Annotated in this window: 23 protein-coding genes; 7 read left to right on the top strand and 16 right to left on the bottom strand. The window is 67.3% G+C overall.

Going from position 1 to position 22,593, the window contains the following annotated elements; all coding sequences use genetic code 11:
• Nucleotides 1-7 precede the first annotated feature (7 nt).
• Nucleotides 8-637, top strand: coding sequence for a TetR/AcrR family transcriptional regulator (locus tag C1A30_RS33805; protein WP_101952533.1), 630 nt, complete (start codon nucleotides 8-10; stop codon nucleotides 635-637).
• On the opposite strand, the gene C1A30_RS33800 is transcribed toward C1A30_RS33805, so the two are convergent.
• Nucleotides 607-1,860: a wax ester/triacylglycerol synthase domain-containing protein gene (locus C1A30_RS33800; RefSeq protein ID WP_101952532.1), complete on the bottom strand. Its 1,254-nt coding sequence runs from the start codon at nucleotides 1,858-1,860 to the stop codon at nucleotides 607-609. The genes C1A30_RS33805 and C1A30_RS33800 overlap by 31 nt on opposite strands.
• A 22-nt stretch (nucleotides 1,861-1,882) precedes the next feature.
• On the opposite strand from C1A30_RS33800, the gene C1A30_RS33795 reads away from it, so the two are divergent.
• Entirely contained in the window at nucleotides 1,883-2,683 is an 801-nt protein-coding gene (locus C1A30_RS33795) for an SDR family oxidoreductase (protein WP_101953080.1), read from the top strand.
• Here the strand turns inward: C1A30_RS33795 and C1A30_RS33790 are convergent.
• The 11 genes from C1A30_RS33790 to C1A30_RS33740 are packed head-to-tail and all read right to left on the bottom strand — an operon-like array spanning nucleotide 2,680 to nucleotide 14,293.
• Nucleotides 2,680-3,579, bottom strand: a complete 900-nt coding sequence (locus C1A30_RS33790) for an alpha/beta fold hydrolase (protein ID WP_101952531.1) — start codon at nucleotides 3,577-3,579, stop codon at nucleotides 2,680-2,682. The genes C1A30_RS33795 and C1A30_RS33790 overlap by 4 nt on opposite strands.
• Before the next feature lies 1 nt (nucleotide 3,580).
• Nucleotides 3,581-4,222, bottom strand: coding sequence for a hypothetical protein (locus C1A30_RS33785; protein ID WP_101952530.1), 642 nt, complete (start codon nucleotides 4,220-4,222; stop codon nucleotides 3,581-3,583).
• Nucleotides 4,219-4,884, bottom strand: a complete 666-nt coding sequence (locus C1A30_RS33780) for an Mce protein (protein ID WP_101952529.1) — start codon at nucleotides 4,882-4,884, stop codon at nucleotides 4,219-4,221. Before C1A30_RS33780 ends, C1A30_RS33785 begins: the two co-directional genes overlap by 4 nt.
• Entirely contained in the window at nucleotides 4,848-6,350 is a 1,503-nt protein-coding gene (locus tag C1A30_RS33775) for an MCE family protein (RefSeq protein WP_101952528.1), read from the bottom strand. Before C1A30_RS33775 ends, C1A30_RS33780 begins: the two co-directional genes overlap by 37 nt.
• Nucleotides 6,351-6,352: 2 nt before the next feature.
• Complete coding sequence (locus C1A30_RS33770) at nucleotides 6,353-7,507, bottom strand: virulence factor Mce family protein (protein WP_101952527.1); 1,155 nt, start codon at nucleotides 7,505-7,507, stop codon at nucleotides 6,353-6,355.
• The gene (locus C1A30_RS33765) at nucleotides 7,504-8,826 is read right to left on the bottom strand and encodes an MCE family protein (protein ID WP_101952526.1); all 1,323 of its coding nucleotides are present in this window, start codon (nucleotides 8,824-8,826) and stop codon (nucleotides 7,504-7,506) included. Before C1A30_RS33765 ends, C1A30_RS33770 begins: the two co-directional genes overlap by 4 nt.
• On the bottom strand, nucleotides 8,823-10,157 hold the full coding sequence (locus C1A30_RS33760; RefSeq protein WP_101953079.1) for an MCE family protein: 1,335 nt from the start codon (nucleotides 10,155-10,157) through the stop codon (nucleotides 8,823-8,825). Before C1A30_RS33760 ends, C1A30_RS33765 begins: the two co-directional genes overlap by 4 nt.
• Complete coding sequence (locus tag C1A30_RS33755; protein ID WP_101952525.1) at nucleotides 10,154-11,185, bottom strand: virulence factor Mce family protein; 1,032 nt, start codon at nucleotides 11,183-11,185, stop codon at nucleotides 10,154-10,156. The genes C1A30_RS33760 and C1A30_RS33755 overlap by 4 nt, the downstream gene beginning before the upstream one ends.
• A gap of 35 nt (nucleotides 11,186-11,220) precedes the next feature.
• Nucleotides 11,221-12,672, bottom strand: coding sequence for an MCE family protein (locus C1A30_RS33750; RefSeq protein WP_101952524.1), 1,452 nt, complete (start codon nucleotides 12,670-12,672; stop codon nucleotides 11,221-11,223).
• A 2-nt stretch (nucleotides 12,673-12,674) separates the two neighbouring features.
• Complete coding sequence (locus C1A30_RS33745; RefSeq protein ID WP_101952523.1) at nucleotides 12,675-13,529, bottom strand: ABC transporter permease; 855 nt, start codon at nucleotides 13,527-13,529, stop codon at nucleotides 12,675-12,677.
• A complete protein-coding gene (locus C1A30_RS33740) occupies nucleotides 13,526-14,293 on the bottom strand; it encodes an ABC transporter permease (protein WP_101952522.1) in 768 nt (255 codons plus the stop codon). Before C1A30_RS33740 ends, C1A30_RS33745 begins: the two co-directional genes overlap by 4 nt.
• A 268-nt stretch (nucleotides 14,294-14,561) precedes the next feature.
• On the opposite strand from C1A30_RS33740, the gene C1A30_RS33735 reads away from it, so the two are divergent.
• Nucleotides 14,562-15,164 (top strand): TetR/AcrR family transcriptional regulator, encoded by a 603-nt coding sequence (locus tag C1A30_RS33735; RefSeq protein ID WP_101952521.1) that lies wholly within the window; start codon nucleotides 14,562-14,564, stop codon nucleotides 15,162-15,164.
• On the opposite strand, the gene C1A30_RS33730 is transcribed toward C1A30_RS33735, so the two are convergent.
• The gene (locus C1A30_RS33730) at nucleotides 15,130-15,600 is read right to left on the bottom strand and encodes a VOC family protein (RefSeq protein ID WP_101952520.1); all 471 of its coding nucleotides are present in this window, start codon (nucleotides 15,598-15,600) and stop codon (nucleotides 15,130-15,132) included. The two genes, C1A30_RS33735 and C1A30_RS33730, sit on opposite strands and share 35 nt — an antisense overlap.
• 58 nt (nucleotides 15,601-15,658) lie before the next feature.
• Nucleotides 15,659-16,273, bottom strand: a complete 615-nt coding sequence (locus C1A30_RS33725; RefSeq protein ID WP_200828501.1) for a TetR/AcrR family transcriptional regulator — start codon at nucleotides 16,271-16,273, stop codon at nucleotides 15,659-15,661.
• Between the two features lie 77 nt (nucleotides 16,274-16,350).
• Between C1A30_RS33725 and C1A30_RS33720 the strand changes: the two genes are divergently transcribed.
• From C1A30_RS33720 to C1A30_RS33710, 3 genes are all read left to right on the top strand, one after another.
• Nucleotides 16,351-17,205 (top strand): alpha/beta fold hydrolase, encoded by an 855-nt coding sequence (locus tag C1A30_RS33720; protein WP_101952519.1) that lies wholly within the window; start codon nucleotides 16,351-16,353, stop codon nucleotides 17,203-17,205.
• Nucleotides 17,202-20,081: an aminotransferase gene (locus C1A30_RS33715; protein WP_101952518.1), complete on the top strand. Its 2,880-nt coding sequence runs from the start codon at nucleotides 17,202-17,204 to the stop codon at nucleotides 20,079-20,081. Before C1A30_RS33720 ends, C1A30_RS33715 begins: the two co-directional genes overlap by 4 nt.
• 153 nt (nucleotides 20,082-20,234) lie before the next feature.
• Nucleotides 20,235-20,645 (top strand): hypothetical protein, encoded by a 411-nt coding sequence (locus C1A30_RS33710; RefSeq protein ID WP_101952517.1) that lies wholly within the window; start codon nucleotides 20,235-20,237, stop codon nucleotides 20,643-20,645.
• Nucleotides 20,646-20,653: 8 nt separating this feature from the next.
• On the opposite strand, the gene C1A30_RS33705 is transcribed toward C1A30_RS33710, so the two are convergent.
• A complete protein-coding gene (locus C1A30_RS33705) occupies nucleotides 20,654-21,607 on the bottom strand; it encodes a hypothetical protein (RefSeq protein ID WP_200828500.1) in 954 nt (317 codons plus the stop codon).
• A gap of 25 nt (nucleotides 21,608-21,632) precedes the next feature.
• Between C1A30_RS33705 and C1A30_RS33700 the strand changes: the two genes are divergently transcribed.
• On the top strand, nucleotides 21,633-22,415 hold the full coding sequence (locus C1A30_RS33700) for an adenylate/guanylate cyclase domain-containing protein (RefSeq protein WP_200828499.1): 783 nt from the start codon (nucleotides 21,633-21,635) through the stop codon (nucleotides 22,413-22,415).
• Here C1A30_RS33700 and C1A30_RS33695 read toward each other — a convergent pair.
• A complete protein-coding gene (locus C1A30_RS33695) occupies nucleotides 22,412-22,573 on the bottom strand; it encodes a hypothetical protein (protein ID WP_101952515.1) in 162 nt (53 codons plus the stop codon). The two genes, C1A30_RS33700 and C1A30_RS33695, sit on opposite strands and share 4 nt — an antisense overlap.
• Nucleotides 22,574-22,593: the final 20 nt, after the last annotated feature.

Here is a 22,593-nt window from a genome sequence, read left to right as displayed (position 1 = left end):
CGGAAAAATGGACCTGCAAGTCCAGAAGTTGACGGTCAAGGGCCGCGCCACCAGACAGCGCATCATCGAGGGTGCGGCAGCGGAGATCCGCGAGAACGGCGTCGCCACCGCCACCCTCGACGACATCCGAGCACGCACCCGAACCTCCAAAAGCCAGCTGTTCCACTACTTCCCCGACGGCAAGGAGCAATTGCTGCTCGCGGTGGCCGAGCACGAGGCTCAGATGGTTTTACAGGATCAGCAGCCGTACCTCGGTGCGTTGACGTCGTGGGCAGCGTGGCAACGGTGGCGCGACGCAGTCGTCGACCGGTACCGCAAACAGGGCCAGCACTGCCCGCTCGCGGTGCTGATGTCAGAGATCGGCCGCACGACGCCAGGCGCGCAGGCCGTGACGGCCGCGCTGATGCGCAAGTGGCACGGCGAGATCGCCGCAGGCGTGCGCTATATGCAACTGCAGGACAAGGTCGATGCGCGGCTCGACGCGGACCGCATCGCCGCGGCGCTACTGGCCGGAATCCAGGGCGGAGTCGGCGTACTGCTGGGCACCGGTGACCTCAGTTACCTCGAGGCCGCGCTCGACGTCGGCATCGAGTCGCTGCGAGCGGCTCAGAGCGCGGCGTCGAGTCGCTCGACATAGGCGTCGATGTCCCCGATCGCCGATTCGGCGGCGTGCACGCTGACCGCGATCGTGTCGCCGATGCCGTGCACCCCGTGCGTCAGGCCCATCATCGGTGACAGTCCCGGATAGCCGGCCGTCGCCACCACGGGCAGCCCGCCGAAGCGCAGGTCGGCCGGTCCGCGGTTGACGCTGGACACGACGGTGTTGCCGGTGACGGTCGGCGAGCGCAGCATCGGGTCGAATTGTGCGACGCCCCAGCGCAATAGCGGCGCGGGCACCGACGCCGCTGCCCGGCTCGCGGCGAGCATAGCCGGATGCGCCGCCCGTCGGCGCCGGTCGGCCATGTCCTCGACGATCCTGGCGATGCGTGCGTCGATCGGCAGATCCGGGTACAACCCGACGCCGACGTTGCCGAAGTGGTTGTGCGCGCGGCGGACACCGGCCTTCGCCATCGGCACTTCCGCGCCGAGCGTCGACGGGTCGTCGCCGAGTTCGCGCAGGTGGGCCGCCACGGCGGTGGACACCGCCGCCAACACACCGACGGTGACGGTCGGCCCCGACAATGTGGCACGGTTGCGGACCACGGTGCGGATGCTGCGCGTTCCGTCGGGGCGCGCATTGCTGCGTAACGCGGGACGCGAATCCGCCTGTGCGGGAACCAGACCCGCAGCCACATCGCGGACCAACTGCCGATGTGCCCTCGCCGCGGTGAACGCGCGCCACGGCAGTGCGGCGCCCCGCATCGGCGGTGGCGCTGGCACGGCCGGAACCTCCGCCGGGCGACCGAACAGCCACGCCGCGAGCGCCGACGACCGGACGCCGTCGCCGAGCACATGGGCGGACTGCAGCACGGCAATAGTCCCGACGCCCGCCCCGGGCACATCGTCGACGGACGGGAACACGTGCACACGCCACGCGTTGCGCCGGGGGTCGAGTTGGTGTTCGGCCAGCGCGGCGACGGCGGTCAGGCAGTCGGCCCAGCCGCCGACCGGTTCGTGCACCGCGACCTGGTCGGCGTCGATGTCGGACCGCACCCACGCGGGGTAGCTGAACGGATTGCGGTCCTCGATCCGCAGCCTCAACTCCTGGGCGGCCTGCGCCCGGCGCCGGACCACATCGACCGCCTGCTCGAGATCGGCGGGCACCCCCGCGAAGGCGTAGAGCAGGAACTGATCGTTGGGGATCTTGGCCGACATCCAATATGTTTGCGCATCGACCGCCGCAAGCCGACGGACCATCATGGTCTCAGGCTATTGTCTGCCCATGCTTCCGCCCAAGCGCGACGACGGCGTCGTGATCGTCACCGGCGCGTCGTCGGGTATCGGCGAGCAGATCGCCCGCGAATTCGCCCGCCGCGGATACCGATTGGTCCTCGTCGCACGGCGGGCCGACCGACTGCGGCAACTGGCCGAAGACGTGGGCGGCCTCGCTCACGTGCTGCCGGTCGACCTGTCCGATCGCGAGGACCGCGCGACCCTGCCCGATCAGGTGGCCGCGCTCGGCGTCATGGCGGACGTGCTGATCAACAACGCGGGGATGGCAACGCTTGGCGCCGTCGCAGATTCCGATCCGCGGGCTGAACTCGACCTGGTGGAGGTCGACGTCGCCGCGGTGGTCGACCTGTGCAGCCGGTTCGTTCCGGACATGGTCAAGCGGGGCCGCGGCGCGGTGCTCAACGTCGCGTCGGTGGGGGCGTTCGGCCCGGTGCCCGGCCAGGCGTCCTACGGTGCGGCCAAGGCGTTCGTGCTGTCGTACACCCATGCGTTGCGAGAAGAGTTGCGCGGCACTGGTGTCAGCGCCGCGACGCTCTGCCCGGGTCCCGTGAAGACCGGGTTCGGCGAGGCGGCGGGCATTCCCGACGAGGTGGCCGAGAAGTCGCTGCCCAGGTTCCTGTGGGTGAAGCCGGACGCGGTGGCCAAGGCCGCGGTCGACGGGTTGGCGGCGGGCAAGGGCGTGATCATCCCGGGAGCGCCGAACCGGATCGCGGCGGCGGCCAATCACCTGCTGCCCCGCCCGCTGGTCACCCGACTGGTGGCGCGCAGTCATCCCGGGCTGAAGCGCTAGGTGCGACCGATGAAGTCGACGATGCGGCTGCCGACCGCGTCGGGCTGATCCAACTGCAGGAAATGTCCGCCGTTTTCGATCAGCGCGATCTCGCTGTCGTCGGGCAGTACCCGCGCGATCCACGGCGTGTAGTCCTGGGAGCAGCCGTCGTCGGTGCCGTGCAGATACAGCGTCGGCAGCCGCGGCGCGTCCAGCCAATGCTTGTCGAGTTCGGCGTAGCGGGCCGGTGGCCTGCTGCCCCGGATGGTGGCGCGGTAGAACCCGAGCGCGGCCCGCCACCGCTCGGGCACCCCGATCGCGTCGCCGACGTAACGCAGATCCTCGGCGGCGTGATAGCCGGGCGACCATCTGCGCCACAGCTTCGGAACCAACCAGGACGCGGAACGGTCTGGCAGCCAAGGCAATTGGAAGTACATGATGTACCAGCTGAGCAGTAACTGGCGTGGCAGTTTGGCGGCCAGTCGTCCCGGCTGGGGCACTCGACCGAGCGGGCGGAACGCCGCACCGAACGGCACCGACATGATCACCGCTTTGCGGAAGGGGGCGTCAGGCATCGCGGCGAGTCCGGCCCCCGCGATCGCGCCCCAGTCGTGACCGATGAACACGTCACGTCCCGTCGGGCCCGCGGCCTCGAGCACCCGCAGCGCGTCGTCCATGTACGCGCCGACGTGGTAGCTGCCGTCGGACGGTAGCGACGAGGGCGCGTAGCCACGCATGAACGGTGCCACCACCCGCCAGCCCGCGTCGACCAACGCGGGCGCCACCTTTCGCCACCCGTAGGCGGTATCGGGAAAACCGTGCAGGCACAACGCTATTGGCGCGTCAGCGGGCCCCCACGTCAGCGCCCGCAGCTGCACAGCCGGCGCCGAGACGTCCAGCCATCCAGGGTCGGCCACGCTAGACCGGATCGAATTTGGAGATCAGCCAGCGGCCGTCCACCTTGTCCAGTGTGACCCGCACACTGGACGCGGTGTCGGTCGGTGCGTCCTGTCCGACGACGACGGTCTGGTTGACGAACACCAGCACCACGGCTTCACGCGGATTGGCCGACACCGACGCCGCCACGGGAACCGTTGCCACGGCGGAGATGTTCTTCTGCTTGGCCCCCGGAATCACCACATCGTTGGTCAACGAGGTGTACGAGTCGCGGAAGTCGCCGGTCAACAGATCGCGGGCGGCCCCGAGTTCCTGCTCGACGGTTTCGGCCTTGTAGGACAGCAGCTTGACGGTGCTGTCCTTGGCGGCCTGCACCGATTCGTCGCGCGCGCGGTCGTTGTCGCGCACGGTGTTGTCCATCCACTTCAGGTATCCGGCGCCCAGCGCCAGCAGCAGCGCCACCGCGGGCAGCACACCGAAGACGAACACCCGCGACCATTGGATACGTCGCCTCGGCTTGGCCGGTTCAGCGGTGGCGTCGGTCGTCTCGTCCGTCTCGGCTGTCTCGGTCGTCTCGTCGGTGTCGGTGTCGGTGTCGGTGTCGGTGTCGGCAGGCACAGTGGTTTCTTCCTCCGAGGTCTGGTCCTGTCTGTGTTTGGTCACGGCACGAACTCCACGTTGGCGACCTTGGCCTCGTCACCGACCTTCTCCACCGAGATGCGCATCCGCCAGGCGCGTGGGGCCTGATCCGGCGCACCGGCATTGGAGGTCTTGACCGTCACGGCGACCAACACGTCCGCGCCCTTGTCGGTGATCGAGTCCGGCACCAGTCCGGCCGCGGCGACGGTGCCCTCCGATTTGGACTGCGCCTGCTTGACCACCTCGGTGAACGGTTGCGCGCGCTTCTGGAAGTCGTCGTAGAAGGTGCCGGTCGCGGAGTCCAGGATGCGCTTCACGTCATCGTCCGCGTGCTGCCAGTCGATCGTGGTCAGGTTCACCGCACCCTGCCTGCCGACCTGGAGGAACAGCTTCTCCCGCTCGTCGATCTGGTGCGACTGGTAGGTGCGGAAACCCAGCCAGCCCGTCAGCCCGGCCAGCCCCACGACCAGGACGGTGCCAATGATGGCGCCGAGCTTGACGTGCGACATCGGCGTCTTGGCCTTGGCGGGCGCTGCGACCACCTCGTCCGAAGGCTCGGTGTCCTCCACCGCGTCGGTCACCTCATCGGTGACGACCGCATCCGAGTGCTCGACACCGCTGGGTTCCGGCTCGGTGGCCGTCGAATCGCTCACTTCCCCTTCGGGGGCAACAGCATCGTCTGCCATGTTTGCTCCTCTGTGGCACTGCGGGCCAGATTGGACTGTGTGTACACACGTCCGTCCGGTCCAACGTACGTGCCAGTCGCTGGGTCGTACTCGGCGGCCGCTATCGGCGGCGGCGCCGGACCCGGCGGCGGAGCGGCTTGCGCAGGTGGCACCGCCGGCGGCACATGCGGGACAGCCTGCCCGGACAATGTCGCGTTGGGATCGCCCTTCCAGTTGTAGCCGTCGTTGAGCGGCACGTAATTCTCGTTGCTCTCGCACTGCTGCCATGTCGGCGCGCGTTTGCCGGGCACCGTGATGCAGGGCAGGTTACGCGCGCCGCGCACGTTGAACGGCGCGTCCTGGGGCACCCGGCAGTACAGGTTGCCAGGCGGCCGGTCGGGATAGTCCTCGAAGGTCGGCACGCGTTGCTGCTGGGCGGGCAGGAAGCCGGTGGTGCACGGCGGCGGCAGCTGCTGCGGCGGCAGCGGGATCGGCGCCGGGAACGCCGGAATCATCAGGTTCAGGTTGAAGGTCAGCGCGTCGCCCTCATAGTCCTGTTTGGTGTTGCGCTTGTGCACGCCGACGGCCTGAGTGACCGCCGTGCCCTGCGGCAGCAGCACCAGCAGCTGTTCCAGGCTCGGCCGGTAGGTGACGGCCACCTCGCCGACGCTGACGAGGTTGGCCAGCACGATGGGCAGCGTCGGCTGCAGCCGGTCGAACAAGGCGCGTGCCTCGTCCGCGGCGCCGGGGCCGTTCTGCAGGATTCCGGCGACGGCCGGGTCCTGGCTCTGCAGTTGGCTGGTGACGTTCGCCAGGTTCGACGCCCACGCCCGGATCGAGGGCGCGGTGTCGGTCTGCGAGTCCAGCACCGGCTTGGACTGGTCGATCAGCGTGGTCAGCGAATCGAGATTCTTGCGGGCGTCGATCGCGAGATTGGCGCTGCCGTTGACCAACCGGCGCAACTCGGGGCCAAGGCCGCCGACAGCGACGTAAGCCTCGTCGACGACGGTCTTCAGGTTCTCCTGCGGAATCGCTTCCAGGCCGCGGGTGGTGTCGGCCAGCACCTTGTTGATGTCCGTCGGCACCGTCGTGCGGTCGGCGGGAATCACGTCGCCGTTCTTCAACGACGGACCACTCGCGCTGCGCGGTATCAACTGGACGAACTGCTCACCGACGGAAGACACGCTGTGCACTTCGGCGGTCAGGTCCGCGGGAATCGGGACGTTCTTGTCGAGTGAAAGCACCGCCTGCACACCGGTATCGGTCAGTTTGACGCTGTCTACGATGCCGACCTGTGCGCCGCGGTAGGTGACGTTGCTGCGCGGGTAAAGGCCGCCGGTTTCCGGCAATTCGAGCTTGACGGTGTACTGCCCGATACCCGCCATGTCCTGCACTCGCATGTAGCCGAACAGCATGACGGCGAGCGCGGTCGTCGCGATGACGGCGAAGATCGCCATCTGGATCAGGATTCTGCGCGTCAGGATCATGGCTAGGGCCCCTGATCGAATCGGTAGGGAGCGATCAACGGGTTACCCGCGGTGCCGGGGCCGCCCGACATGCAGGGGCTGGGGAACTGGCCGATGGTGCGGCCCCACTGAAGCTCGAGCCACGTCAGATCGCATTCCCACCGCGACCCGGTGAAGATGCCCTGGTCGATCCGGCTCAGCGTCAGGTCGAGGATCAACGTCAGGTTGGCGTAGTCGCCGCGCATCCAGTTGGTGAGCGTCTCCTTCGGGAACGGGAACGTGGGCAGGAAGCTCAGCGCGCGGGTCAGCGCCGGCCCGGAGTCGGCGAGCGATTGCAGCACCGGCCCAAGGTCTTTGAGCTCCTGGACGAGCGCGTCCTTGGTCTGGTTGACCGAGTCGGCGGCCAGCGCGCTGAACTTGCCGAGCTGCGCGAGTGCTTCGGAGAGGTTGTTGCGTTGGTCCTTCAGCACCACCAGCGCGTCGGGGATCGTCTTCAAAGCCTTGTCCACGACGGGTTTCTGCGCCGCGAACTGGCCGACGAGGTTGTTGAGGCTTTCGGTGGCCGCGATGATGTCGTCTTTTTGGTCGTCGAGGTAGCCGATGGCCTTGTCGAGTTGCTCGATCAGGCTGCGCAGGTCGTTCTCCCGCCCGGCGAACGCCGCGCTGAGCGCCTCGGTGATGTCCTGGATGTTGCCGATGCCACCGCCGTTGAGCAGCAACGCGATCGCGGACAATGTCTGCTCGGTGCTCGGGTACTTACCCGAGGATGCCAGCGGGATCAGCGAGCCCTCGTGCAACCTGCCCTGCGGCGGAACGTCTTTCGGCGGGGCCAGCTCGATGTGCAGTGACCCCAGCAGGCTGGTCTGGCCGAGCGTGGCGGTCGCGTTGGCGGGCAGTTCGACGTCGCGGTTGAGCCGCATCGTCACCAGCGCGTGCCAGCCCTGGCGCTCGATCTTGGTGACGGTGCCGACGTTGACGTCGCCGACGCGGACGCGGGAGTTCTGCTCGATGTTGTCGACGTCGGGCATCTGCGCCTGAATGGTGAACGAGCCGGGGCCGACGCCCTGCACGCCGGGCAGCGGCACCGAGTTCAGTCCCCGCCAATCGCTGCAGCCCGCCAACCCGAGGCACAGCACCAGCATGCCGAGCGCAATGCGAATCCCGTTGCCGCGCATCATGGTCCCACTCCAGGCGGCACCATCATGCCGCTCAGCCCGTCGGCCGGATTCGTCGCAATCGGCGCCTCTGCCGCCAGCGGGGGTCCTGGCGGGGGTGGCGGTGCGGCGTCCGGCGGCACCGACGGTGCGGCGGCCGGCGGTGGTTGCGGCGGAATGTAATCCGGGCGCATCCAGTCCTCGCTGTAGGTCAATTCGTTCGGCCGTGTCGAGGCGCCGACGAACACGTTCTGTGCCAGCGGCAGGAAGTTGTACTGCCGGTTCTTGATGATCGGCGCCAGGTATTGCACGCACAGCTTCGCCGACTCCTCGGCGCCGAGCCGGGACGCGGCCTGAATGGCGCCGCACAGGAACGAGATCGGATTGGCGAAGTTGTTGATCATCGGCACGCTGCTCACCGCGCCCTGGGCGGGCTGCCAGATGTTCACGTAGTTCTGCAACGTGTTGGGTGCCACGTGCAGGAACTGCTTGACGTCGACGAGGCTGTCGTTCAACGCCTGGGTTACCCCGGCCAGCTTGTCCGACGTGGTGCCGAGCGCTTCCCGGTTGTCGGCGACGAACTGCTGCACCTCCGGTATCACGGCGTTCAGATCGCGCACTGCGTCGGCGACTTCGTTGGGGTTGTCGGCGAGCAGTCCCGTCACCGAGGCCAGGTTCTGGTTGAGCTGACGCATCAGGTTGGTGCTGTCCTGCAGCGCCGACACCAGGATCGCCAGGTTCTTGACGGTGGAGAAGATGTCGGTGCTGTGGTCGCCGAGTGCCGAAAACGCTTGCGACAGCTTGATGATGGTGTCGCGGATGTTGGCGCCCTGCCCCCGCAGGTTGTCGGCGGTGGTGTTGATCACCGAGCCCAGCGGCGCCACCCCGCCCGGTTCGGTCGGCTGCAGGGTGTCGGCCAGTTTCTCCAATTGCGTACGGACCTGGTCCCATTCGACGGGCACCGCGGTGCGGTCCCTTCCGATCACCGCGTTGTCCTTGAGGACCGGACCGGTGGTGTAGACCGGGGTGAGCTGGATGGCGCGTGCGGTCACCAGGGTCGGCGACAGGATCGCCGCCTTCGCGTCGGCGGGCACCTTGTACTTGCTGTCGTAGTAGAACGAGATCTTCACCCGTTCGGGCTGCGGCTGGATCTCGGTGATCTTGCCGACGTTCACGCCAAGGATGCGGACGTCGTCTCCGACGTAGATGCCGTTGCTGTTCTCGAAGTACGCAACGACATTCGTGCGGTTGATGGTGTCCGTGGTCCGCAACACCGCCACCACACCGGCCACCAGCAGCACCACGAGCGCGACGGCAACCCAGCTTCTGCGGATGTGGCTCATGGACCCACCTCTCCGGGGCCGGGAACCGCGACGGGGCTCGGCGTCGGCTGCGGTGTCGAATCCAGCCCCGGCGGGGCCGGCGCGGGCGGACCGGGCGGCGGACCACCCGGCGGCGGTGCGGGCAGCGGCTCGCGGTACGGGTAACAGCCGGTCGGGCCTGGCAGCGGCAGGCCGGGCGGACCGCAGCCCTGATCGCCGGGATTGCCGGTGATCGCGTCGGGCAACGTCAGATGCGGTTCGCCGCCCTGGCCGGTCCTTGGGAACGGCACCGGCAGCGCCGGGGTGCCTGGCTGGCCGACCTGCGGGTCGCTCAATTCGGACGGCAGCTTCACGTTCGGGTCGAGACCGAGATCGGAGAACGCGGCGTCGATGAAGGGCTGCAGGAACTGACCGGGCAGCAGGTTGGCGACGTAGGTCTTGAAGAACGGGCCGGAGGCCACCGATTCGCCGAGCGACATCGAGTATTCGGTGAGCAGGTGCAGGGACTTCTGCAGCCGCTCTTTGCGGTTGTCCAGCATCGTCAACACACCGTTGAGCTTCTCGAGCGCGGGCCGCATCGTGGCCTTGTTCTCACCGATGAAACCGTGCAGCTGTTGGGACAGCGCCGAGATGTTGCCGGAGATCTGATCGACTGCGGCGCTTTGACTTTGCAGCTCGGCGAGCAGCGCGTTGGTGTTGCCGATCAGGCTGACGACCTGGTTGCTGCGCTCAGCCAGCACCGTGGTGGCTTTGTCGGCGTTGGTCAGCAGGCCGCGCAACTGGGCGTCACGCTCGTTGAGGGTCTGGGAGAACCGCGCCACCCCCTCGACGGCGATCTTCAATTCGGGTGGTGTGTCCGCGAAGGTCTCGGAGAGCACCCGCAACGAATCCGACAGCTGGTTGGTGTTCAATCCGCTGATCGTGGTGGCCAATTCGCCGAGCGCATCCGGTAATTGGTACGGCGAGGTGGTGCGGTCGAGCGGGATTACGCCGTCCTGTCGCCCGTCACCGCGCGACGTGACCTCGAGGATCTTCGTGCCGAGCAGCCCCTTGGTCTTGATCGCGGCCTCGGTGCGGTCGCCGAGGCGGATGTCCTTGTTCACGGTGAACTTGACCAGCACCCGCGTCCCGTCGAGTTCGATGGATTCGACCTTGCCGACCTGGAAACCCGAAACCTGAACGGCGGCATCGTCCATCAGCCCGCCGGCCTCCGCGAAGTAGGCCGAGTACTCCTTGCCCTGGTTGATGAACGGCAGCTTGTCGTAGTTGATCGCGCCCAGGATGATCGCGATGGTGATGGCGATGCCGATGGCGCCGATGACGAAGAGGTTGCGTTCAGCGAAGGGTTTCATCGCGGCGCGCACCTCCCTGTGCTCTGGCCCGCGACCTTGACGTACACCGGCTGGCCCCCCTTGCCGTTCAGCTTCAGCACGATATCGCACAGGTAGAAGCTGAAGAAGTCACCGTAAATGCCTTGTCGCGCAAGGGCTTGGTAGGCGTCCGGCAGGGTGTTGAGCAGGTTGTCGAAGTAGTCGTGGTCGGCCACCACGATCGCCGACGCGCGATCTGTCTCGCGGATGGTCTTCGCGAACGGCGGCCGCGCTTGGGCCAACAGGTCGGTGATGCTTCCTGCCGCGGCGTTGGCGTACGCCACGCCGTTGGTGATGTCCTGCCTGCGGTCGGCCAACGTCTGCGTCAACTCCGCGAGAGCGTCGACCGCCTTACCGAATTGGTCGCTCTGGTCGCCGAGCGAGCCAAGCACGGTGTTGAGGCTGACGATGGTCTCGCCGATCAACTGGTCGCGGTCGGCGAGCGTGCTGGTCAGCGCGGCGGTCTGCGACAAGAACGAATTGATCGTCCCGCCTTGACCTTGCAGAGCCGCAATCAACTGGCCGGACAACGCATTCACCTGCTCGGGATCCAGCGCACGGAACAGCGGCCGGAACCCGCCGATCAGCGCGTCGAGGTCGAGCGCAGGCGACGTGCGGGCCAGCGGAATGGTGTCGCCAGGGTTGAGCTTCTTGACGCCTCCGGCGCCCTCCTCAAGGGCGAGGTAGCGGCCGCCGATGAGGTCGTCGTACCGGATGACGGCCCTGGTGCCCTCGGTCAGCACCACCGAGTCGTCGGCGGTGAACTCGACCATCGCGGTGGTATCCGGCTGGATCGCAACGTCTTTCACCTGACCGACCTCGACGCCCGCGATACGGACGAAGTCGTTCTTCTCGAGCCCGGTGACATTGGTGAACGCGGCCCGGTAGGTGTGCGCCTTCTCCCCGAACCGCATCTGCCCGAACACGGCGTACAAGCCGAACACCCCGAGCAGGCACACAACCAGAAAGACAGCGAGGCGCACCACCGTGGCTCGCAGGTTCTCTCTCATGGCTGGTTACCTTTCGCGGTTGCGGGGGGGGTCGGTCAGGGCGACGGGGCGGCAAGCTCCGGAAGCGGTACGGGCGGCAGCGGTGTCGGCTGCATCTGTGCGGGCGAGTGCACGATGAACGGCTCCGAACCCGGCGTCGGCCCCGGTTCGCGCGGCGCCATCGGGGGCGGCGCGGGCGGAAGTCCTGGCCACAGCGGGGTGCCGTCCGGTGCGTACAGGTCGGCGCCGTACGCCGGCGCACCGGGATACGGGATCGGTCCTGGCGCGGGCCCGCCGAACAGGTTGCGGATGCTCGGCGGTTCGGGCACTGCGCGGGTGACCGGCAGGTAGTTGGCCCAGGCCGGGAAGCCGATGCCGGGGTTCGGTCGCCAGTCGATGCCGGTGCCGAATCCGGTGTTGGTGACGAGGTTGCGCACCGGCCAGTTCTTCGCGACATCGGGCAGCGACCCGCATCCTGGCTTGCCGCCGGGTCCGCCCTTGGCGCCGATGACGGGCAGGTTGTCCGGATAGTGGTACGGGTCGTCGCCGAGCGCGAGGGATGTGTCGAGGATCAGCGTGCGGCCGTTGCCGCCCGCCGATTCGTAACCGCCGGTGTCCAGGATGGTCTTCGCACCCATCAGCAGGCAGGTGTACTCGGGGTTGTACTTGTAGAGCAGATTCGTCGTCGGCTCGAGCACGTTGACGGCCTTGATCAGGTTCGCCTGATTCGGCGCCAACAGGTTGATGCCGCTGTTGGAGAATCCAATGGTGGCCAGCAGCAACGCATCCAGCTGCTTGGTGTGACTGGTGACGGTCTGGCTTGTGGTGCTCGCCGCGTTCAACACTGTCAGAATGTCCTGCGCCGCACCGCTGTACGCGTCGTTGAAGCCCTTGAGCGCCTGCCAATCCGCGCGGATGGTCTCGCTACGCGGATTGAGTTGCAGCAGCACCTGGTTGGCGTCGGTGGTGGCCTGGCCGATCTTCTCGCCCTGTCCGCGAACACCTTCGGCGAGCGCGGCGAGCGTGCTGTTGAGTTTCGCGGTGTCGACCTGGTTGAGCACCGCCACCACGTTCTGGAAGACCGTGTTGACCTCGGTGCTGACGTTGCGCGACTGCAGCACCTGACCGGCGGCCAGCCGCTGCGGGCTGGGGTTCTCCGGATAGACCAGGTCGACGAACTTCGCACCGAAGACCGTGGTCGCACGGATCTGCGCCTCGACGTTGGCGGGGATGAACTGAATCTGGTCGTGGTCGATCTCCAGCTTCAGCGACACCGGCTCTCGTCCGCCGTGGATGGCGGCCACGCGGCCGACCTGCACGCCGCGCATCTTGACCTTGGCGTTGGTCTCCATCACCAAACCCGCGCGGTCCGACGTCAGCGTGACCGGCACCTCGCTGCGGAAGGTGCCCGCGAACAAAGCCAGGCACAGCCAGATCAACAGGGCCGAACCCACCACCAGGATCAGCGTGTACCACGCTGGGTGCAGGCCGGTGTCGTCGCTGTCCATCTTTACCCGGCCAGGTTGAAGTTTCCGGACTGGCCGTACACGGCCAGCGACATCATCACGAGAACGAACGCGGCGACGATCAGCGACGTGCGAACGGCGCGACCCACCGCTTCACCGACACCCGCCGGTCCGCCACGCGCGGTGTAGCCGTAGAACGTGTGCACCAGCATGATCACGACGGCCAGCACGATGCACTGCAGGAAGGACCACATCAGGTCGGTGGGATTGAGGAAGGTGCGGAAGTAGTGGTCGTAGACGCCGGTCGACTGGCCGTAGATGACGGTGGTGCCGAACTTCGCCGCCCAGAACGAGGCAACCCCCCCAACGCAATACAGCGGGATGACGACGAGCAGACCCGCCAGCACGCGGGTGGACGCCAAATAGGCGACCGACCGGATGCCCATCACTTCGAGCGCGTCGATCTCTTCGTTGATCCGCATCGCGCCGAGTTGCGCGGTGGCACCGGCACCGATCGTGGCAGACAGTGCGACCGCCGTGGTGGCGGGCGCGATCAGCCGGACGTTGAAGAACGCCGACGCGAATCCGGTCAGGGCTTCGACGCCGATCTCGGAGAAGTCGGTGTACCCCTGCACGGCCACCAGCGCGCCCGTCGTCACGGTCAGAAAGCCGACGATGGCGACCGTTCCGCCGATGACGATCAGCGCACCCGCGCCAAGACCCATTGCGGCGATCTGCCGGATCAACTCGACCCGGTACGAGGTGACGGCGATGTGGATCGAACGCAGCGTCGTGCCGTAGAACTTCGTCTGCCTGCCGATCCGGTTCCAGGGCTCGGCCACCGACCGATACCGGGCCTTCAGCCACGGGAACTGCGAATGGGGGCGGGAGACGGTCACATCGTCACCTTCACGGCGACAGCGGTCGCGACCACGTTGATGGCGAACAGCGCCATGAACGTGAACACGACGGTTTCGTTGACCGCGATCCCGACGCCTGCCGGGCCGCCGCCCACCGAGACGCCCTTGTAGCAGGCGATCATCCCGGCGGACAACCCGAACAACGCGGCCTTCAGCAGCGCGATCGTGACGTCCGCGGCGCCGATGATCAACGTCAGGCCCGCCGCGAACGCGCCTGGCGACACGTGCTGGATGTAGACGCAGAACAGGTAGGCGCCGGCCAGGCCGACCAGGATCACCGTCGCGGCCAGGGCCAGCGACACCAGCGTGGCGGCCAGCACCCGCGGAACAACAAGAGCCTGAATAGGATTGACGCCCATCACTCGGAGGGCGTCAAGTTCTTCGCGGATCGTGCGTGCGCCGAGGTCGGCGCACATCGCGGTGGCCCCCGCGCCGGCCACCACCAACACCGTCACGATCGGGCCGATCTGTCGTACCGTGCCGAGCGCGGCGCCGGTACCGGAGAAATCCGCTGCGCCGAATTCGGTCAGCAGGATGTTGAACGTGAACGTCAGCAGCACCGTGTAAGGGATGGTGAGCATCAACGTCGGAACGATAGAGACCCGCGCGACAAACCAAGACTGCGAGATGAATTCGCGCCATGCGAACGGCGGCTTGAACATGGCCACGAAGGTGTCGAGCGCCATCGCATAAAAGCCGCCGAAGCCGCGAACCGGTTTGGCTAAGAGATTGGAAGCGACCATTACCGGGCCCTCCCTCGCGTTTCCCTCATCGCCATAGGCTGTCGATCCCTCCCGCGAACAACCTGGTGCGCAAGTTGTGAGTGTTGCACGGGATGACGCCGCAGAACCGTACATCACAGATTTCTGGCCGCACAACACATAGCCCGGGCCGGTGAGAATCACCACTTCTCGCGGTGCGCGGGCCCTGACAGCAAAATGGGAGACCGGCGCAGGCTGGGTTTCTGGAATTGCGTTCCAGCTGGGACAAAAAGTGCTCTACCTTGATGTCATGACCACCGCGACCAGGCGTTGGGCGAAGACCGATGCGACGCAGCAGCGCATTCTCGACGCTGCCACCGAGGTTTTCGCCGCACGCGGATACACCGCGGCGACAATGGCCGATATCGTCGACCACTCCCGGGCCAGCATCGGCAGCATCTACCACCACTTCGGCGGTAAGCGCGAGTTGTTTCTGGCTATCTTCGAGCGGCTCACCTCCGATATCGACCGCTACATCGACGAAGCCGCCGACGCCTATCGCGGCGCCAGCCGCCAGCGGGCCTTCGAGGCGAACGCGCGGGCGTATCTGAACGCGATCTGGGCATATCGCCGCGCGGCGGTGGTGCTGGCGTCCGGTGACACCCCGGCGGGTTTCGACGCGATCCGGCGCGGCGACATCCAGCGCGGGTTCCACCGCTGGATGTCGGTGCTCGAACTCGACACCTCGCCGCGCGGTCAGCTGCTGATGCGCCTCCTCATCGACGTGATGACCGAAGCGTCGGCGATGGTGATGATGTGCGAGAACGCCGACGACGTCGGGCCCATCACCGATGCGACCATCGAGTGCCTGCGCCGCCTCACCCGTCGACCGCGTCCTCCATTTCGGCGATGACGATCTTGCGCATCGAGTGCAGCGCTTTCGTCGCCGCGGCGGCACGAGCCGGGTCGGGGTCGGACGTCAATTCGAGCGCCCGCGTCGGGGTGACCTGCCAGCTCACCCCGAAACGGTCCTTGAGCCAGCCACATTCGGACTCTTGTCCGCCGTCGACCAAACGGTCCCAGTAGTAGTCGACCTCGGCCTGGTCCTTGCACTCGATCATGAACGACACCGCCTCGGTGTGCGGGAACGCCGGGCCGCCGTTGATGCCGAGGAACCGGGTGCCGTCCAGCACGAACGCACCCCAGACGACCTCGCCGGGCGTGCCGGGGCCGAAATCGGTGTAGCGCTCGAACCTTTCGATCGTCGAGTTCGGGAAGACCGAGGTGTAGAACTGCGCGGCTTCCTCGAGATTGTTGTCGAACCACAGGCACGGGGTGATCGCTGGCATCGCAGACTCCTGTCGTATGAACGGCTCTCGATGTACCGACCGCCCGCGTGTCAAAAACTCATCGCCGGCCTGCGGTCGTCGTCTGAGCTCCCAGCGCGCGCAGCGCGAATTCCAGCACCCACGCCATCGACCGTCGCAACCCCTCTTCGTCAACCGAGGACTGACTGGCCATCTCGCGGCTGATGACAGCACTGATGGCGACCGCGTCGTGTTCGGGGTCGGCCAGCGGAAACGACCCGTCGGCCCGTCCGCGTCGGATGATCTCGATCAGTGAGCGTTCCCTGTCGTGGTGCGCGCGCTCACGGGCCTCCCGATACCCCTTGGCGGCGCGCACCTCGTCGGAGTCGATCACGGTCAGATGCATACGCAGTTCCTCGTCGTGCGCCCAGCCGAACATCCCGCGGATCCACGCCCGCAGGTGGTCGACGGGATCGCCGGGCTCGTCGAGGATGCGGTCGAGTCGGTCGGCCAGCCCGTCGCTCTCCTGCCGCAGCAGCGCCAGGAACAACTCATCCTTGGATTCGAAGTGACGGTAGAAGGCCCGCGTCGACACCCCGGCGCGCTGCAGGATCGCGGCGACCGGGATCGGACCCGCGTGCGGCTCGGACAGACAGCTGTAGGCCGCCTCGATGATGCAACCTCGGTCGTCCTCGCTGACTGGATCTGGCTGCACGATCGCAAAGTCTAGGGACGCTATGCACCTGCTGGGCCGAAGATCGACGCAAATTATCGTCTGGGTAACGTGAGGCCGTGAGCACCGCCCGCAGCGAACCGCAGACCGTGAAGTTCCGCGGCATCGACGACCTCGTCCTGGTTGCCGACGAGTGGAATCCCGGGTCGAGCAGTCGGCCTTCCGTGTTGCTCCTGCACGGGGGCGGGCAGAACCGCTTCTCGTGGAAAAGCACCGGCCAGATCCTGGCCGACCACGGATTCCACGTCGTCGCGTTGGACAGCCGTGGCCACGGGGACAGCGACCGCTCCCCCGACGCGACCTACACTGTCGATGCGTTGGCCGCCGACACGCTCGCCGTGCTCGAGCAGATCGGGCGCCCGGTGATGCTGATCGGCGCCAGCATGGGTGGCATGACCGGCATCCTGGTCGCCCACGCGGCGGGCCCGGCAAGGGTCACCAAGCTGGTGCTCGTGGACGTGGTGCCGCGATACGAGAAGAGCGGCAGCGCCCGGATCCGCGAGTTCATGTTCAGCCACGTGCACGGGTTCGCGACGCTGGACGAGGCGGCCGACGCGGTCGCGGAGTATCTGCCGCATCGGCCCAAGCCGCGCAGCCCGGAGGGTCTGAAGAAGAACCTGCGACGACGCGACGGCCGCTGGTATTGGCATTGGGACCCCAAGTTCCTGACCGCCCCGGCCGACGACGCGTTCGTGCGGGAGGAAAAGCTCGAGCAGGCGGCGATGGATCTGACCGTCCCGGTCCTGCTGGTTCGCGGCAAGTTGTCCGATGTGGTCAGCCCGGAAGGGGTGAAGGACTTCCTGGAGAAGGTGCCGCACGCGGAGTTCGTCGAACTCTCCGACGCCGGGCATACCGCCGCGGGAGACGACAACGACGCCTTCACCCAAGCCGTCGTCCAATTCGTCAGCCGGTGACGGTCGGGTTCAATTTCCTTGAGGCGCCTGAGCTTCCGGCGCCTCAAGTGAGCGAGACGCAAGCCGAGGAGATCCTGGCCCGGCACTACGGACGGCAGGCCCGCGCGACATCGCTTGGCAGCCAACAGGACAAGAACTTCGTCATGACCGATGCCGACGGCACCGTCGTCGGTGTGCTGAAGATCGCCAATCCGGCGTTCAACGCCACCGAGATCGAGGCGCAGGATTTGGCGGCGCTGCGCATCGCCGAGGCCGAACCCGCGTTGCGGATCGCCGTGCCGATACCCAACTCCGCCGGCGAAGTGTGCACGGCCATCGACGGTTTGGTGGACGGTACCGCCTATGTGCGGCTGTTGCGCTATCTGCCAGGCGGGACGCTGTTCGAGGCGGGCTACCTGTCGCCGGACAAGGTCGCCGGTTTGGGCGAGGTGGCCGGGCGGGTGAGCCGAGCGCTCGAGGGGTTCAGCCATCCCGGTCTCGACCGGATCCTGCAGTGGGATCTGCGGTACGCCAAGGCCGTCGTGTCCGAGCTGATCTCGTATGTCGCCGACCCGTTGCACCGGGCCCGGCTTGACGCGGCGACGCAGGAGGCATGGGAGCGTGTCGCACCTCTCGTCGACGACCTGCCACGCCAAGCGGTGCACCTGGACATGACCGACGCGAACGTGGTGCTCGGTGCTGGCGGGCCGGATGGCGTGATCGACTTCGGTGACCTGTCCGACACCTGGGCGGTGGCCGATCTGGCGATCACCGCGTCGTCGGTGCTGGGCCACGTCGGCAGCGAACCGGTCTCGATCCTGCCCGCGGTCAGGGCGTTTCACGCGATCAGGCCGCTGACGGGGGCGGAGGTACAGGCGTTGTGGCCGCTGCTGGTGCTGCGGGCCGCGGTGCTGATCGTCAGCGGAGCGCAGCAGACCAGCCTTGACCCCGACAACCCGTATCTCGCCGACCAGGCGGGCAGCGAGTGGCGAATGTTCGAACAGGCGACCTCGATCCCGATCGACGTGATGACGGAGGTGATCAAGGCCGACCTCGGGTTCGCCGCGTCACCGCCGCCGCTGCGGGGGTCGCTTCTCGACGTCGATCCTTCCGCGGTGACGACGCTGGACCTGGGCACCACCTCGGACGTCTACGACTTCGCGTTCACCGACGACGGATCGCTGCGGCCCGACGTGGAGGACGAATTGGCAAGGGCGGGCGCCGGGGTCGTCGTCACGCGGTACGGCGAGGCACAACTCAGCAGGACGGTCAGGCTCAGCCAGCAGAGCCCCGAGGTGGTGGCGACCGGCGTCAGGCTGTGGGCGGCGTCCGGGCTGGCGCTCGTCGCACCGTGGGACGGTGAGATCGACGGTTCGACGTTGCGGGGCGCAGAGTACGAACTGGCATTGACCGGAGCCGACGTCGCGTCCGGCGCTGTGCGCGCCGGTGAGCCGCTGGCCGACGTTCCCGCGGGCCGCTGGGTCGAGGTGGCGGTGCGACCGGTCGGTGCGCCTGCGGCGCCGGCGTTGGTGCGGCCGGAGGTGGCGCCCGGCTGGCTGGCGCTGACGCGTGACCCGCGGCCGCTACTCGGGCTGCCCGCGGTGACCGCACCCGAGGCGGGCGATCTGCTGTCGCGCCGCGATGCGAGTTTCGCTCCGGTACAGGAGTTCTACTACCGCAGGCCACCACAGATCGAGCGCGGCCGAAGGCACTATCTGATGTCGACGGCGGGCCGCACGTACCTCGACATGGTCAACAACGTGACGGTACTGGGCCACGCGCATCCGCGGATCGCGGACACCGCGGCCAGACAACTGCGCAAGTTGAACACGAACTCACGGTTCAACTACGAGGCGGTCGTCGAGTTCAGCGAGCGGCTGGCCGGGCTGCTGCCGGATCCGCTGGACACCGTGTTCCTGGTCAATTCCGGTTCTGAGGCAAGCGATCTGGCGATCCGGCTGGCGACGGCGGCGACGGGCCGACGGGACGTGGTCGCCGTCCGCGAGGCGTACCACGGCTGGACGTACGGCACGGACGCGGTTTCGACGTCCACAGCCGACAATCCCAATGCGCTTGCCACCCGGCCGGATTGGGTGCACACCGTCGAGTCGCCGAACAGCTTCCGCGGCAAGTACCGCGGCGCCGAGGCGGTGCGGTACGCCCGCGATGCGGTGGCAGTGATCGAACAGTTGGCGGCCGACGGCCGGCCGCCCGCGGGGTTCATCTGCGAGAGCGTGTACGGCAACGCGGGCGGCATGGCGCTGCCGGACGGCTATCTGCAACAGGTGTATGCCGCGGTGCGGGCCAAGGGCGGACTGGCGATCTCCGACGAGGTCCAGGTCGGCTATGGCCGTCTCGGCGAATGGTTTTGGGGTTTCCAGCAGCAGGACGCGGTACCCGACATCGTCTCGGTCGCGAAATCGGTTGGCAACGGCTATCCGTTGGGCGCGGTGATCACCAGTCGCGCGGTGGCCGAAGGTTTCCGGTCGCAGGGATACTTCTTCTCCTCGACCGGTGGCAGTCCGCTGTCGTGTGCGATCGGGATGACGGTCCTCGACGTGCTGCGCGACGAGCGGCTACAGGAAAACGCCGCGACGGTCGGGGCGCACCTGAAGGCGAGACTGCAAGCGCTGCAGGACAAGCACGCGATCATCGGCACGGTGCACGGGATCGGGCTGTATCTCGGTGTCGAGATGGTGCGCGACCGGTCGACGCTGGAGCCTGCCGTTCAGGAGACGTCGGCGATCTGCGACCGCATGCTCGAACTCGGGGTGATCATCCAGCCCACCGGCGACCATCAGAACATCCTGAAAACCAAGCCGCCGTTGTGCATTGACGTCGAGGGCGCGGACTTCTACGTCGACACGCTGGATCGGGTCCTCACCGAAGGCTGGTAACCCCACCCGACGAGAAGACGCAAAAGTACCCGACACGCCGAGAAAATCGGCCACTTTGCGTCTGCTCGCGCGGGATGGGGTGGCCAGATCCGCGCGGATCTTGGCCAGAATCTGTACGTCTGGTCCGCAGGCAGTCGCCTAGCCTCTACAACGATGTCCGCAATCCTGCTCAGCGCCCACGTCGTCGTCGCGATCCTGGCTGTTGGGCCAATTGCCGTCGCGGCGAGCATGTTTGGCCGATATGCCCACAACGGTGGACCTGTCGCCGGTGTGTTGCACCGCATCTGCCGGACGTACGCCGTGGTGGCCGTCGCGGTTCCCCTGCTGGGCATCGCGACGGCGGTGTCGATGGGTGTGCTGACCCAGGCCTGGGTGCTGGTGTCGATCGGGTTGACGGCCGCCGCGGCGGTGGTCTTGATCGCGGCCATCCTGCCCGATCAGCGTGCCGCGTTGGCGGGCGGCGCCGTCACCCGATTGGCCATGACCACAGGAGTTTTCAACCTGCTGTGGGTGGCCGTGACCGTGCTGATGATCGTGCGGCCCGGGTCGACGACCGGGGTCTGAGCAGTAGGTCAGGCCAGCAGCGGCACCTCGGCGAGTCGCTTGTCGGTGAGGATCTCGAACATCGCCCGCCGGGGGGCCACCAGCTCCGCACGCTCGAAGGCCTTGCCCGCCACCTGAACCCGACATGTCGCGATCGCCGAGTTGTAGCAGTACTTCTGCGCGCCGTCGGTGTCGGTGTAGGTCAGCCCGATGACATCCGATGGTTCCGCCACGATCTCGCCTTCGATCATCCGATCCCCGACCCGGCCGCCGAACGCCCACGAGAACGGCTGATAGCGCCCGTGGGTCTGCAGGCTGCCCACGATGGAGCGGACCGCGAACTCTCCCTCGGCGTGCCGGAACACGAACAGCGTCGCCGCGGGCGTCAACACCGGCCCGATCGCGGCCCGCGCAGTGACAATCTCCAGCGTCGTGTCCGGCGCGTCGTCGAATCCGCACACCTGCCCGAACGCATAGGCGGGGGTGTGCCGCGTGCCCCAGTTGTGGTTGACACTGCCGGTCCAGCCGTCGAGCACCAGGCGGGCGTCGTCGAGTTCGACCCGCCCGTCGAACTGCGCCAACGGATGGCGCACCGTGGTTTTCGCGGTCGGGATGCGCGCCCTGTACGCGCGGTCGGTGAGCAGTTTCACCGCGTCCTCGCCGCCAGGGGTGATGCGCAGGTCCCATCGCGCCGACCGGCTCCCGCCCGTCACGACGCCGTGTGCGGACTTGTCGTCGATGGACGTCGCGCCGATGCGGGCGGTCCACTCGTCGTATTCATAGTCGGCGGCGTCGATCGGGTACGGCTCCTTGAGCGCGCGGTTGCCCTGTCCGTCGGGGTCGAACACCATCACCCACACGTCGGCCACCGGATCGCCCGCCGTGGGCAGCAGCAGGGTCTCGCGCAGCCACAGCGCCTGCGGCAGCTCGGGGTGGTTCGCGCGGATGTAACGGCTCTCGTAGTAGGGCGCCTGAGGCTTCACGCGATCAGCATCCAATACTTGACCGGTGATCGGAGCGCAGATTGCGGCTTACGTACTCGCCGGTGTCGCGGCGGTGGAGGCGGCGGCGCTCGTCGTCCTCGGCGTGCGCTACCGGCGCCAGCAGGGAGAACTCGACGACTTGCGCCGGCGCGTCGACACCAGGAACATGCTGTTCACCGGCGGCCGGGAGGCTGTCAAGCAGGTCTGGCAGACCGCCAACATCCTGCGCAAGGACGGCCTCGGCGCGGCGGTGCGCTCGTCGATCGAGGACCTGGCCGATTGGGCCGAGGTGGAACGACCGGACCTCGCCCGGTTGGCGCCCAGCGGCAAGGTCGCCATCGTGTTCTCCGACATCGAGGATTCGACGGCGCTCAACGAGCGCATCGGTGACCGCGCGTGGGTCAGGCTGATCGGTAGTCACGACAAGATGGTTCGCAGGCTCGTCGACAAACATTCCGGCCACGTGGTGAAGAGCCAGGGTGACGGTTTCATGATCGCGTTCGCGCAGGCCGACGAGGCGGTGCGGTGCAGTATGGCTGTGCAGCGCTCACTCCGCAAACGGCCCAACGGGATTCGGGTTCGGATCGGCGTGCACATGGGCAAGTCGGTACGTCGCGGTGACGATCTGTTCGGCCGCAACGTCGCGATGGCGGCCCGGGTGGCCGCGCAGGCCGACGGCGGCGAGATTTTGGTCAGCGAGGTGGTGCGGGACGCCCTCACCGACGCGGACATCGCGTTCGACGAGGGGCGCGAAGTCCAGTTGAAGGGGTTCTCCGGCTCGCACCGGCTCTACGCCGTCGCGTCCTAAGTGGCCTTGTCGGCGTCTGCGACGCGTTGGTGCAGTCGGGCGCGGATGTCTTCGGGGGTGTAGGCGTTGCGCTTGCGTTGGTCGCGTGCGACCAGCACGCCGCCCGCCACCACGCCGGCGACACCGGCGAGTCCAACCCACTTCCATAAGCTGCGCATCGCGACAGTTTGCCTAAGCT

Origin of the sequence: Mycobacterium sp. 3519A (genome assembly GCF_900240945.1) — a bacterium.
Lineage (GTDB): Bacteria > Actinomycetota > Actinomycetes > Mycobacteriales > Mycobacteriaceae > Mycobacterium.
Note: the sequence above shows the minus strand (reverse complement) of the source record. Positions and strands in the feature narration are given on the sequence as shown.

Coding starts and splice junctions, on each gene's coding strand:
- C1A30_RS33775 (WP_101952528.1), bottom strand. CDS start 6,350: ATGATCCTGACGCGCAGAATCCTGATCCAGATGGCGATCTTCGCCGTC.
- C1A30_RS33800 (WP_101952532.1), bottom strand. CDS start 1,860: ATGATGGTCCGTCGGCTTGCGGCGGTCGATGCGCAAACATATTGGATG.
- C1A30_RS33765 (WP_101952526.1), bottom strand. CDS start 8,826: ATGAGCCACATCCGCAGAAGCTGGGTTGCCGTCGCGCTCGTGGTGCTG.
- C1A30_RS33740 (WP_101952522.1), bottom strand. CDS start 14,293: ATGGTCGCTTCCAATCTCTTAGCCAAACCGGTTCGCGGCTTCGGCGGC.
- C1A30_RS33795 (WP_101953080.1), top strand. CDS start 1,883: ATGCTTCCGCCCAAGCGCGACGACGGCGTCGTGATCGTCACCGGCGCG.
- C1A30_RS33760 (WP_101953079.1), bottom strand. CDS start 10,157: ATGAAACCCTTCGCTGAACGCAACCTCTTCGTCATCGGCGCCATCGGC.
- C1A30_RS33730 (WP_101952520.1), bottom strand. CDS start 15,600: ATGCCAGCGATCACCCCGTGCCTGTGGTTCGACAACAATCTCGAGGAA.
- C1A30_RS33770 (WP_101952527.1), bottom strand. CDS start 7,507: ATGATGCGCGGCAACGGGATTCGCATTGCGCTCGGCATGCTGGTGCTG.
- C1A30_RS33805 (WP_101952533.1), top strand. CDS start 8: ATGGACCTGCAAGTCCAGAAGTTGACGGTCAAGGGCCGCGCCACCAGA.
- C1A30_RS33695 (WP_101952515.1), bottom strand. CDS start 22,573: ATGCGCAGCTTATGGAAGTGGGTTGGACTCGCCGGTGTCGCCGGCGTG.
- C1A30_RS33780 (WP_101952529.1), bottom strand. CDS start 4,884: ATGGCAGACGATGCTGTTGCCCCCGAAGGGGAAGTGAGCGATTCGACG.
- C1A30_RS33710 (WP_101952517.1), top strand. CDS start 20,235: ATGTCCGCAATCCTGCTCAGCGCCCACGTCGTCGTCGCGATCCTGGCT.
- C1A30_RS33735 (WP_101952521.1), top strand. CDS start 14,562: ATGACCACCGCGACCAGGCGTTGGGCGAAGACCGATGCGACGCAGCAG.
- C1A30_RS33755 (WP_101952525.1), bottom strand. CDS start 11,185: ATGAGAGAGAACCTGCGAGCCACGGTGGTGCGCCTCGCTGTCTTTCTG.
- C1A30_RS33750 (WP_101952524.1), bottom strand. CDS start 12,672: ATGGACAGCGACGACACCGGCCTGCACCCAGCGTGGTACACGCTGATC.